At 62.5% G+C, this 12053-nt stretch carries 9 protein-coding genes; 2 read left to right on the top strand and 7 right to left on the bottom strand.

All coding sequences use genetic code 11. The features are described 5' to 3' along the window. Positions 1-5: 5 nt before the first annotated feature. A complete protein-coding gene (locus ACE3PR_RS11425) occupies positions 6-455 on the bottom strand; it encodes an OsmC family protein (RefSeq protein ID WP_374371822.1) in 450 nt (149 codons plus the stop codon). Between the two features lie 374 nt (positions 456-829). Between ACE3PR_RS11425 and ACE3PR_RS11420 the strand changes: the two genes are divergently transcribed. Together ACE3PR_RS11420 and ACE3PR_RS11415 are read left to right on the top strand one after the other, a co-directional pair. Further along, positions 830-1855 carry an enoyl-CoA hydratase/isomerase family protein gene (locus tag ACE3PR_RS11420; protein WP_374371820.1) on the top strand — a complete coding sequence of 342 codons (1026 nt, stop codon included), beginning with the start codon at positions 830-832 and terminating at the stop codon, positions 1853-1855. Between the two features lie 163 nt (positions 1856-2018). Next, positions 2019-2474 (top strand): MarR family winged helix-turn-helix transcriptional regulator, encoded by a 456-nt coding sequence (locus tag ACE3PR_RS11415; protein ID WP_374371818.1) that lies wholly within the window; start codon positions 2019-2021, stop codon positions 2472-2474. A 4-nt stretch (positions 2475-2478) separates the two neighbouring features. Here the strand turns inward: ACE3PR_RS11415 and ACE3PR_RS11410 are convergent, their stop codons facing one another. The 6 genes from ACE3PR_RS11410 to ACE3PR_RS11385 form a co-directional block, all read right to left on the bottom strand. After that, positions 2479-5142, bottom strand: a complete 2664-nt coding sequence (locus ACE3PR_RS11410; RefSeq protein ID WP_374371816.1) for a GNAT family N-acetyltransferase — start codon at positions 5140-5142, stop codon at positions 2479-2481. An 87-nt stretch (positions 5143-5229) separates the two neighbouring features. Further along, complete coding sequence (gene glyA, locus ACE3PR_RS11405; RefSeq protein WP_374371814.1) at positions 5230-6558, bottom strand: serine hydroxymethyltransferase; 1329 nt, start codon at positions 6556-6558, stop codon at positions 5230-5232. A gap of 9 nt (positions 6559-6567) precedes the next feature. Further along, positions 6568-7623: a pseudaminic acid synthase gene (pseI, locus tag ACE3PR_RS11400; RefSeq protein ID WP_374371812.1), complete on the bottom strand. Its 1056-nt coding sequence runs from the start codon at positions 7621-7623 to the stop codon at positions 6568-6570. After that, positions 7623-9881, bottom strand: a complete 2259-nt coding sequence (gene pseG, locus ACE3PR_RS11395; RefSeq protein WP_374371810.1) for a UDP-2,4-diacetamido-2,4,6-trideoxy-beta-L-altropyranose hydrolase — start codon at positions 9879-9881, stop codon at positions 7623-7625. Before pseG ends, pseI begins: the two co-directional genes overlap by 1 nt. A 31-nt stretch (positions 9882-9912) precedes the next feature. Next, positions 9913-11307: a surface carbohydrate biosynthesis protein gene (locus ACE3PR_RS11390; protein WP_374371808.1), complete on the bottom strand. Its 1395-nt coding sequence runs from the start codon at positions 11305-11307 to the stop codon at positions 9913-9915. 159 nt (positions 11308-11466) lie between these two features. After that, the coding region (locus tag ACE3PR_RS11385; protein WP_374371806.1) for an acyl-CoA dehydrogenase family protein at positions 11467-12053 on the bottom strand (587 nt) is incomplete at its 5' end.

Genomic DNA, 12053 nt, shown 5'->3' with positions numbered 1-12053 from the left:
TGTTTTTATTCTGCGGCGATGGGGCGAGTGTCCCGTAAGTCGATGGCAATCTCAAGCCGGGTCGGTATGGCCTGCCGCAGCAGCGCGAGGACAGGATCGTGCTGTTCGGCGATGAGGCGCAAGCGCTCCAAAGCGTTAACGCCCGCGCGGCTGCGCAGTCTGACCTCGATCCGCAAATGACCCGGATGGGTTGACGATTTCTCGCCCGCGGCCAGATCAAGCCCAGCTTCGACCCTGACTTCCACATCGTCGAGTGAGATTTTCTCGGCGGCCGCGATTTGCCGATAGGTTGCTGCCAGGCTGTCGGCGAGGGCGGCAAGAACCCGGCGCAGGGGATCGAGTTCAGGCCGGGCAGGGAACCCATCCAGCCGGGTCTGGGCCTTCAGGGTTACGCAGCTCCGCAGCCGATTGACCGCCGGACGGTGGAGAATGGCTGCTTCTGTATCGCTCGACATGATTCTGGCCCCTTCTTGGGTCGCATCACAAAGCCTCGGGGCGCAGGCGGGATAGCGCTTTAGCTTTTGGTGACGCGGTGCAAGCTGCCCCTCAAATCCCGCGGGTCCCGGAAACGGCCGGGACCAGGCCAGAACGACAAAACCCGCCGCGTCCTGGGACGGGCGGGCAGCTAAAACACCGGTTTCATGCCGAAACCACGCTTTAGCTGCATTTATAACGCGCCCGCAAGCTGAGGCTCAAATCGGCGCGAGCGGAGAATGGTCTAGGCTGCAGGTCATTGTCAAGCCAGCCGGACATGGATTTGCCCGGGCTTGACGCCAAGCCGCCCATGCCGGAAGAGTGGCCGCCGGAATCCGCAACCTGCGACCATGTTATGACCGAATTTACCGACGTCCTGTTTTCGATCGCCAATGGCCACGGCCACATCACCCTCAACCGGCCGCAGGCCCTCAATGCCCTGACCCTGCCGATGATCGATGCGATCGCCGCACAATTGTCGGCGTGGGAGCGGCGCGTCGACATCAAGGCCGTGATCGTCACCGGATCTGGCGACAAGGCCTTCTGCGCCGGTGGCGACATCAAGGCGCTCCATGCCGCAAAGGCGCGGGGCGATCTCCAATATCTCGAGGATTTCTATCGCCGAGAATACACGCTGAACTACCGTCTGGCGACCTACCCGAAACCGGTCATCGCGGTGATGGACGGCATCACCATGGGCGGTGGCGCGGGTATCGCCTTTAACTGTTCGCACCCGATCGTCACGCACAAGACCGTGTTCGCTATGCCGGAATGCCGCATCGGCCTCTTTCCCGACGTGGGTGCTGCCTACTTCCTCAATAAATGCTCGCGTGCCGTCGCAATCGCTATCGGCCTGACCGGCCTCAGTCTCCGTGGTCCCGGAATCATCAAGGTTGGGCTGGCCAAGACATTTGTCGGCAGCGGGCGGGTGAAGGAGATCGCCCTCGACAATCTCGATGCTCTCGCTCTTCCGGTTGAGAATGCCGGTATCGAACAGATGCTGCCCCAGATCGAGGCCGTCTTCGGCCTCGCGAGCTTTGACGAAATCATGACGGTGCTGTCGGCGCGCCCTGGCCCCTGGGCCGAGGAGACGCGGAAGATCCTGGCCGGCTTCTCGCCTACCAGTCTCAAGGTGACGTTTGCCCATTTGTCGCAGGCGCGCGGCCGCGGCCTGGCCGAGGTGCTGGCGACCGATTTCCGCCTGTCGCAGCATTTCATGGCCGGACATGACTTCTTTGAGGGTGTCCGGGCCCATCTTGTCGACAAGGACGGGGCACCGAAATGGCAGCCGGCTGACCTTGCCGCTGTCACACCGGCGCGAGTCGCTGCTTGTTTCGAGGCGGTTCCGGGGGTGAAGGACTGGGCCCCGCCGCAGGTTTGAAGGCCCATTTTTATGCCGGAAGGGGGCGCCAACGGCTGGAAATCATTGATTTCCATGTTTACCGGGCTGGCGCAGCCTTAACCATTGCTTTACGATGGGGAACTAGCTTGAGTCCGAATCGCGGCCGTTCCGGGCCGGATTCTGCGCTACTTGGGGATTAGCGGTGAAAAAGGCCTATCTGGAGACAATCGCGCTGGTCGAGCGCTTGCATCGCGAGTGCCTTGAAGTCATCAAGGCTGACCTGGACCGTCAGGGCATTCGGGACCTGAACAACGTCCAGGCGATGATCCTGTTCAATATCGGCAGTGACGTCCTGTCCGTGGGCGAACTGACGAACCGGGGCTATTACCTGGGGTCGAACGTGTCCTATAATGTGAAGAAGATGGTCGAAAACGGCTATCTCATTCAGGAACGCTCCCCCCACGATCGTCGCGCGGTCCATGTAAAACTTTCGGACAAGGCGCTGGCCGTCGTGCAGAAGATGCACGAAATGTACGACCGTCATCTGCAGGCTCTCAACACCGAGACCTTCAAGGATGAAGAGCTAGATAACGTCAATCTGACCTTGCGGCGCCTGGAGCGTTTCTGGGCCGCTTCGATGGATTACACGCCCCGCTAAAGTCTCAACCAAGCTGCAGGCTTACCCGGTAGGAATCGAAATCGTCCGGCTGTGCCGCGACGCTGAAGCCCAGGGCTTCGCAGACGCCCAGCATGTTGGCGTTCTCTTTCATGACATAGCCGAAGACTTCGTGGATGCCGCGTGACTTTGCGTAATCCAGAATCCGGTGCATCAACGCGGTGCCGACACCGCGCCCGGTCAGCCGGTCTTCAACCACAATCGAGTATTCCGCCGTTTCATTGTCCGGATCCGACATCAACCGGACAACGGCATAGACCGGCGTCTTGCCCGCATCGCCGGTCTCGGTGAGGACCAGTGCCATCTCGCGGTCGTAATCGATCTGGGTAAATCTGGCGGCGTCCCGATGCGACAATTCCCGGATGGTCGAAAAGTAGCGGAAGCGGATCGCTTCCGGCGACAGGCGTGTGATGAGGGCCTGAACCTGCGGCTCGTCTTCAGGGACAATGGGCCGCAGCAGATAATTGGTGCCGTCCGTGGTCAGCAGGCTGGTTTCCAACTCGCGCGGATAGGGTGAAATGGCCAGACGGGCCGATCCAGGCAAATCGTTCGGCTTCAATCGGATGCGCGCATCGACGGCGATGGCGCTTTCTGCATCGACCAGCAGGGGATTGATGTCGAGCTCTGCCACCTGCGGAATGTCGACGATCAATTGCGAGACCTTGGTGAGCGTCAGCGCGATGGCGTCGAGATTCGCCGGTGGCTGGTCACGATAGCCGGACAGGCGTTTCCAGACACGCGTGGATGCCATCAGGTCGCGTGCCAGTTTGAGATTGAGCGGCGGCAAGGCGAGCGCGCGATCGCCGATGAGTTCGACCGCCGTGCCACCTTCCCCGAACAGGATGATCGGTCCGAACTGGGCGTCTTCGGTAACGCCGATGATCAGTTCAACCCCACCCGACCGCCGAATCATGGGCTCCACGGTGACGCCGAGGATGCGCGCATCCGGCCGTTTGCTTCTGGCGCGGGCCAGGATTTCCAGCGTTGCCCGCGCGACCTTGCCGGGACCGCGTAGATCCAGGGCCACGCCGCCGACATCGGATTTGTGGCTGATGTCCGGCGACAGAATCTTGACCGCCACCGGACCGCCCAGGCGCTCGGCTATGGCGGCCGCCGCCGCAGCATCCGATGCGATCTCGGTGCCGCTGGTGGGAATGTCATAGGCAGCCAGCACCGCCTGCGCTTCCGGCGAGGTCAGCATCGCGCGGCCCTCGGCCAGGGCCGGCGCGATGATCCGCTCCACCGCCTTTGCATTGAAGGCGAAAGATGTCGGCATCGACGGCGGCGTTTCCATCAGCAGCTCCTGGCTGCGGCGATAGCGCACCACATGCGAGAAACCGCGCACGGCGGCCTCCGGTGTCTCGAAGCTCGGGATATGGAAATGCGAGAACATATTGCGCGCTTCCGCCGCCGTCGCCTGGCCGATCCAGGCGGTAAAAAGCGGCTTGGGCGATTTCGCATAGGCTTCGATCACCGCTGCGGCCGAGGCGCTGGCATCTGCGGTGGCGGTGGGGCAGTTGAGGGCAATGATGCCGTCATTGTCCGGGTCTGCCAGCAGGGCCGTAAGAGCCGCGGCGTAACGCTCAGGCGACGCATCGCCGATGACGTCGATCGGGTTGCCTTTCGACCAGGTGGCCGGCAGCACGGCATCCAGTTTCGCCATCGTTTCGGGGCCAAGCTCCGACAACGTGATGCCGGCATCGATCGCTGCATCGGTTGCCAGAATGCCGATGCCGCCGCCATTGGTCAGGATGGCCGCCCGGTCGCCCTTTGGCATCATTTTGAGCTGGGCCAGTGTCTCGAAGGCGGTGAACAATTGTGGCAGGCCGTAGACGCGCAGCATGCCGGCACGGCGAAAGGCGGCATCGTAGACATCGTCCGAGCCCGCCATGGCTCCGGTATGCGAGGCCACCGCTTTCGCCGCCTGCGGGTGCCGCCCGGCCTTGATGACGATGACGGGTTTCACGCGCGCCGCGCGCCGCGCCGCCGACATGAACTTCCGGGCATTGGTGATGGCTTCGACATACATCAGGATCGCGGTGACATTGGGGTCGATCGCGAGATAATCGAGGAGGTCGCCGAAATCGACATCGGCCATTTCGCCCAGCGAGACGAGATGTGAAAAACCGATGCCGCGTGGGCCTGCCCAATCAATCACCGAGGTCAGAATGGCGCCCGATTGCGACAGGAAAGCGATACCGCCGCTATCCGGCATCAATTGGGCGAAACTGCCGTTGAAGCCAAGCGGCGGCACGATGAGGCCGAGGCAGTTCGGTCCCTGCAGTCGCATCAGATAGGGCTTTGCTGCATCCAGCGCCTGCTGGCGTTGTTCGGCGGTGAAGCCGGCACTGATGATGACTGCGGCGCGCGTTCCGGCAGCGCCTGCCTGTGCGACGAGTTCCGGCACCAGCGGCGGCGGCGTCACGATCACGGCGAGGTCTGGCGCTTCCGGCAGGACCGAGACATCCTTGTAGGCCACGATTCCACCGACCGACTTCCGGCGTGGATTGACCGGGTAGAGCATGCCCTTGAAGCCCGCCCGGGTGAGGTTCCGCCAGACCAGCGAACCCAGCGAACCTTCGCGGTCGCTGGCCCCGACCAGGGCGACCGAGCGCGGATTCATCAGGGCGTCGAGATTGCGAACCGACATGGCGGCGAAGCCTCCAATCGTGGGACTGTGACTGGTAATCTGACATCATGTCGCCCGGATGTCAGTCAAAAGCCCTGTGCGTGACGATCAGCCGCGAATGAAGTGGATCGTCTGAAACCCGCGCCGGAAGGCAATAACGTCTTCTCTTACCTGCGCCGCGGCTTCCTGGCGCACCAGAACGCGGGCGGTGAGTTCGGCGATCGTCGTCATGTCTGCAGGCAAGAGGCCCCAACGGGTGATTTCCTGCGTTCCGATGCGGATGCCATTGGCATCGCCCGCGACTGCCGGCAGCGGCAGGCCGATGCTGGTGAAAAGGATATTGGCGGGCTCAATGCGTGCGCTGGCGGCGTTGCCGCCACCATAAGGCCGGGCATCGAGGGCGACATGTTGCGATTGCGTGAAAGTTTCGCGTGCTTCGGGTCGGAAAACCGCTATGCCGGCGGCATCCATTGCCTGGGCTAGCGCTTGCGCGTTCTTGATGCAGGTTTCCGCATAGGCCGGGCCATGCTCCAGCAGATCGAGCACCGCGATGATCATCGCGGCGGTGCGGCCTAGATCGAAATTCGCGGTGAGACCCGGAAAGGCAATGCGGTCCAGCCGTGCCGCGAGCTCTGGCGAGTTGGTCAGCACCATGCCCGATGGTGGCCCGCCGAAGGATTTGTAGGTCGATCCGGTCATGAGATCGGCGCCTTCGGCGAGCGGCTGCTGGAAGGCACCGCCGGCGATCAGCCCACCCATATGCGCGGCGTCATAAAGAACATAGGCGCCGATTTCGTCGGCGATCTCGCGCACCGCGCGAAGATTGTAGGGGAAGAGGCACATGCTGCCTGCGACGATGATCAGGCGCGGATGGATGCGTTTTGCGGCATCGCGCAACGCATCGGCATCAATGTCCATGCGCGCAATGTCGAACGGCACGTCATGCACCTTGAGGCCATAGAGCCCCGCGGCGCCGATCTCGTGATGCGTGGGGTGGCCGGCAGCAGCGTCCGAAAAGGCCATGATGGCATCGCCCGGACGACAGGTCGCCATATAGGCATAGAGATTGGCGAGCGATCCACTACCCACCCGATGCTCGACGAAACGCGCCTTGAACAATCGTTTCAGGAGCGTCGAGAGCATAACCTCAAGCTGATCGGCATGGGCCATGCCCTTGTTGTACTTGGCGCCGGGATGGCCCAGATTCGGGCGGCTGCCGATACTGGAGGCGAGCAGGGCGCTGCCGCGCGGATTGGGGATGTTGGTGCCCGCATAAAGGTTGATGCAGTCGTGATCCACCAGCCGCTCATGGGCGGCGATCAGGCGGTGCGCTTCAAGATCCAGCGCGTCCAGCGACAATGCGTCGAAGCGCGCTTCCTGCGCCGCGATGAAGGTGGCGGCCTCGGCCGGGATCCAGTCTGCGAATGAATCCGGCATGAAATACCCTCAGTTGTTGGAAGCCAGCATGGTCCAGTCGACGGCGGTGCCGCGCTTGAGGTCGCGTGCGGCGACGCGGCCGATCACCTCGGGCAGATGTTTGGGAGCGAGGCCCTTACCGGGACGGATCGAGCGCACATGCTCGGGGCCGATGCGTTCTCCCGCCTTCACATCCTTGACCACATAAAGTGAGCGGCGTAGCGGGCGGATGCCGGCTTCGGATGCACTTGGTCCGTAATGCACCGAACCGATTGCTTCCCAGGCGACATTGATCGCATCGATCATCTGGGTGAGTTCCGCCGGCTCCAGGCTGAACGCGGAATCAACGCCGCCATCGGCACGGGCAAGGGTGAAGTGCTTCTCGACCAAAGCCGAACCCAGGGCGGTCGCTGCCACCGGCACTGCTGTGCCCATGGTGTGGTCGGAAAGGCCGACCACACAATCGAACATCTGGGCCAGATGGTCGATGGTCTTCAAATTACTTTCGGCGGGCGGCGTCGGATAGCCGCTGGTACATTTGAGGAGGATCAGTTCCTTGCACCCGGCCTTGCGTGCGGCGGCAACGGCGTCGGCGATCTCGCCCAGTTCCGACGCACCCGTCGACATGATCATCGGCTTGCCGGTTCGCGCCACATATTCGATCAGCGGGATGTCGCAGAGTTCGAGCGAGGCGATCTTGTAGGCGGGTGCCCCCAACTGTTCCAGCATGTCGACGGCGCTGTGATCAAAGGGCGAGCTGAACACGGCAATGCCGATCTCGCGACCGAGCTCGAAGAGCGGCTGGTGCCATTCCCAGGGCATCGCCGCTTCCTTGTAGAGGTCATAGAGACGTGCCCCGTCCCAGAGGCCGCCTTTAACGCGAAAGTCGGGGCCGTCATGGTCGATGGTGATGGTGTCCGCGCGGTAGCTCTGCAGCTTCAGGGCATCGGCGCCGGCCTTCTTTGCCTCGCGCAGGATGTCCTTGGCGCGCTCCAGGCTGCCATTGTGATTGGCCGACAATTCGGCGATGACATAGGGCCGGCGGTCGCGACCGATCTCCCGTCCGGCAATGGTAACGCGCTGCATCAGGCCTCCTTGGCACGCGGCGGCAGGGAATGGAAATATCCATCCGCTGCCAAGCTATATCCCGCCTGGGTGAACAATGCCACCGAGGCCGTGTTTTCTGCCAGCACCCTGGCATAAAAATGGGCACCCGGGGCAAGGCTCCGGGCGCCCTTGAGCAGGGCAGCGCCAACGCCCAATTGATACCAACCGGGAGCCGTCGCGATTGAGATCAAATATTGCGGCCGGCCCTTATCCTCGCCCATCCAGTCGAGGCGCACATAGCCGGCAGCGTTCTCCGCGACCGCTCCAAACAATAGCCAGTCCTGGTCCGACGCCAGTTTGGCGGCATACCAGGCATGATGCTCGGTCGCATCCGGAACTTTGGGGTTGAGGGCGAAGCGGCGGGTCTCGGGTGCGGATTGCCAGACCAAAAGCATCCCTTCATCAGAGATCTCGGCGAGGCGAAGGGAGAGGGCGCGACCGTCCTTCAGCTTCTGCGCGGGGAGCAGGGCGGTGACAGTGCGCTGGCAACCGCGCCCGTCACATAATGCACCTGCGGCCAGCGCCATCTGCCGGCAGCGATCAGGCTGCGCGAGCAGCAGATTCAAATCATGGGCTAGGTTTCTCTGCACGTCGTCGCGCGATTGCGTGGTGAGGAAGCCGCTGACCAAACCAGCGCCGGCCTCGCTCACGATGGCGGCGTTGGCGCGCTGGTTTTCGGCGATGCCGACGAGCAGGCTCGGTAAGCCGAGGCAGCCACGTTCCCAGGTCGACATGCCGGGGGCGCCAATCACGAGATCGGCTTGCGCCATTATGCCGGACATGTCCGCGACGTCGGTCAGCAATCGTGCGCGGGGTCCCAATTTGGCGATCAGTGCCACCACTTCGGGTAGATGCGGCGCATTGCTGCCCAGAACCACGTCTATGGCGAGCGCTTTATGGCTGGCCAATACATTGAGCGCCAGCGCCGTCCCGTTTAGCGGATCAACGCCGCCAAATGCGACCAGGATGCGGCTGATGTCGGCCGCTTCACGGGCCGCAGGTAGCCGCTCACGGCGCCGCGCGGCGAATTGCTGCCGCAGGAGGGCGTAAGACGGACCGAGCAACAGCTGGGCGTCTTGCTTGTTGCGGGCTGCATATTTCGCCCTCGAAAACCCCGGTGTCGGGTTGACGACAATATCGGCATCCAACTCGCGATCGGCCAGATCGTCGAAATAGACAATCCTTTCCGCAAAGGCCCGCGCAGCCTGCACAAACGCGATCGGCACGTCGTAATTGTCGATCACCAAAACGTCGCACCGGCCGATCGTGGCGCCGATCTCGGCAGCTTGAGCAGTGGGATCGACGGATGTCAGGGGCAGAAGCGCGCCGGGTGGGATCGTGTTGTCCAGGAACGCGGCGGTCTCGCCGTCAATCGCCCAGTAGCAGCGCCAGCCCAGCGCCTCCAGGCGGGATTGCAGCGTGTTGCAGCGCATGGCGTGCCCGGTGCCGATCCGCGCATTTGCCGCGAAGCGAAAAACCGCGACAGGCGCTTGCAGATCGTTTGCCATGGCGGAGGCGACGCGATGCCGGGTATTGGCCGTTGCCCGCGCCGGTTGATGGCCGATCAGCGACAGAACTTCCTGCCACGATGGAATCCGGTCCGTCGGCAGCATGGCGAAGATCTCCCGAAAAAAGGTAAGATCTTCGGGAAAATCGAGTGTCCACCGCTGCTGGTTGGCGGGCCAGCCAGGCCCAGTCACATTGGCGCGCCGGAGGCCTGGCATGCGCCGCAGCCACGGCGTCACATGCTCGCGGTCATAGGGATCGGTTGCTTCCTGTGCGGCGCGCTCGAGCGCTATCCGCGTGAAGGCCTCGCAATCCAGGCCATGCGGAAACAAGCGCGGCATGTTGTTGGCGGCATAATCCGCGTCGTGCTTGGCCCGCAGCTTCAGCACGGCATCACAGATTTCGGGATCGATCAGCGGACAATCGCTCGTCACGCGCATGATGACATCGGCATCGACGGCGCGTGCCGCACCCAGATAGCGCGCCAGCACGTCCTGCTCGTCGCCGCGGAAAACCGTGGCGCCATAAGAGGTGGCGGCCGCAGCAACGGAATCGTCACTCGCCTTGTCGGTGGTCGCGATAACCACGAGATCGGCCCCGGCAACCTTGCGCAGGCGCGCGACGCAATGTTCGAGGACGGTATGATCGCCCAGCCGCTGCAGAATTTTGCCAGGCAGGCGCGTTGATCCAAGGCGCGCCTGGACGATGATGGCGGTTCTGCCGGACGTCATGATATGGGCAGCGGCATGCCGTGGCGCCCGATCAGGCCGGGACCGATATGCCGAAATAGCGCCGCAGCCTCACGTCCAAAGGCAGACGATGCGGGCTCAGCAGAAGAACCTTGCTGCCGCATTCATGCGCGAAAGGTGTTTGAGCCTGTCCGATCAACTGCGAAATGCCGCGAATACGCTTGCTGACATCCTCGGCATCCAGGCCGGGGAAAAGTGCGCCGCGGACATTTTTGTCCTCGATCCGCCAAACATAACCGCTGCCGGGCGACCACTGGGTGCACCGGCCTGGCGCCGACATCTGATAGCCGTTCTCGGCGATGGTATCGTCCAGCGTGTCGAGAATGCGTTCGGCGCCCATTTGGTTGTCGTCATAGGACATGGCGTCGCGGAATTTTGCCCGCATCTCTGCGGAATAGAAGCCCGCATCGCTATTTGGATGCTCCGCGGCATCGATCAGGGCCAAGGCCTCTTCAACATTCCGGGCGACCGGGTTGACGCGGTTCGACAGATAGCGGTCGTTGATGCTGGTCTCGGTTGGCAGCACGCAGATCGCGGGTGTGTCCAATGCGGCCGCCTCGACCCCGGTCGTGCAATTCGTATGGACCAGCACGTCGGCGGCGAGGATCCACGGAATCGCCGGGCCGTCACGGATCACATCAACAACGGCATGTCCGTCGACGTAGTTGCGCCAGGTATCGAGCCTCTCGCTGGGATGCGGGCGCAGGACGATGCGGCGGTCCGGAAACTTCTTCGGCAACTCATCAATAAGCTGGAGGATGATCGAGCGATTGGCCGATTCCATGGCCAGTACGCTGTTGACGAAGGCGACGTGCTTGGGATCGGACATGGTCAATTTGCCGAGCCGTTCCTGCTCGTTGATTAGTTCCTCCGCCGACCCTTTTTCCGAATTGGTGAAACCGAGATTGGTGTTGATCAGGATGAAGGGGCCATAATGGGCCCGGATCTCGGCGGCTTCGCGTTCATAGAAGTCTCGCATGCCCGGGCGCAGCAGATCCCAGCGCGGATTGATCGCCGTAACGACCCGATCCCGTGCCTGGGGAAAGCGGCGCTTCACCGAATCGCTGTTATGCGAGCCGCTGATGAAGATGCGGTCGGTCGCCTCGACCGCCTCGTCCGACATCCAGCGCAACTCTTCGGGTGCCGTGATGAGGCCGGGCATCTCTTCGTCGATGGCCGCTACCAGATAGCCCCGCTCCTTGGCACGGGAGAGGGCCTTGGCGTCGCGCTGGGTCAGGGTTTTGGAGAGATAGATGCCGGGCGGCATGGCCTCGACATTGCGCTCGATCAGCCATTTCTGGCCAATGACCACCTCAAATCCGCGGGCCAAAGCGAGGGAGGCGATAAGGAGGCGCGAATCGAGCTCGCGCGAGGCGATTTCCATCGGCAGGTAAAGCAGCCGCCGCAATTTTCGGCTCGCCGCTTTTGATCCCATGCGAATGCCATTAAACAACTGAAATTCCTCGATAATCTCCAGAATTTACAAGCCGGCGGCAATGCCGCCGGCCAGTTTCAAACTTCATCCTACACGATCCCTTGCGGCAAACGAGCGATTGATTGTGCGGCTTTACGCCCCGGTGAAGGCCTGCAGCCCGGTCTGGGCGCGGCCCAGGATCAGGGCATGGATGTCGTGTGTTCCTTCGTAGGTGTTCACAGCCTCGAGGTTCATCACGTGGCGAATGACGTGGAATTCGTCGGAAACACCGTTACCGCCGTGCATGTCACGCGCCATGCGGGCGATGTCGAGGGACTTGCCGCAGGAATTGCGCTTGATCAAGGAAATAGCTTCCGGCGGGCAATTGCCGGCATCCTTCATGCGCCCGACTTGCAGGCAGGCTTGCAGGCCCAAGGTGATCTCGGTCTGCATGTCGGCGAGCTTCTTCTGGATGAGCTGGTTCGCGGCCAGGGGCCGGCCGAATTGTTTGCGGTCCAGGGTGTATTGCCGTGCCGCGTGCCAGCAGAATTCCGCCGCACCCAGGGCTCCCCAGGCGATGCCGTAGCGGGCATTGTTGAGACAGCCGAACGGACCGCCCAGGCCCCCGGCATTGGGCAGCAGGTTCTCTTCCGGCACGAAGACATTATCCATGACGATCTCGCCGGTGACCGAGGCGCGCAAGCTGAACTTGCCTTCGATCTTGGGAGTAGAAAAGCCTT

It is taken from the genome of Dongia sp. (genome assembly GCF_041909655.1).
In the GTDB taxonomy this organism is placed as follows: Bacteria; Pseudomonadota; Alphaproteobacteria; order Dongiales; family Dongiaceae; genus Dongia.
Note: the sequence above shows the minus strand (reverse complement) of the source record. Positions and strands in the feature narration are given on the sequence as shown.

Coding starts and splice junctions, on each gene's coding strand:
- ACE3PR_RS11425 (WP_374371822.1), bottom strand. CDS start 455: ATGTCGAGCGATACAGAAGCAGCCATTCTCCACCGTCCGGCGGTCAAT.
- ACE3PR_RS11420 (WP_374371820.1), top strand. CDS start 830: ATGACCGAATTTACCGACGTCCTGTTTTCGATCGCCAATGGCCACGGC.
- ACE3PR_RS11410 (WP_374371816.1), bottom strand. CDS start 5,142: ATGTCGGTTCGCAATCTCGACGCCCTGATGAATCCGCGCTCGGTCGCC.
- glyA (WP_374371814.1), bottom strand. CDS start 6,558: ATGCCGGATTCATTCGCAGACTGGATCCCGGCCGAGGCCGCCACCTTC.
- pseI (WP_374371812.1), bottom strand. CDS start 7,623: ATGCAGCGCGTTACCATTGCCGGACGGGAGATCGGTCGCGACCGCCGG.
- pseG (WP_374371810.1), bottom strand. CDS start 9,881: ATGACGTCCGGCAGAACCGCCATCATCGTCCAGGCGCGCCTTGGATCA.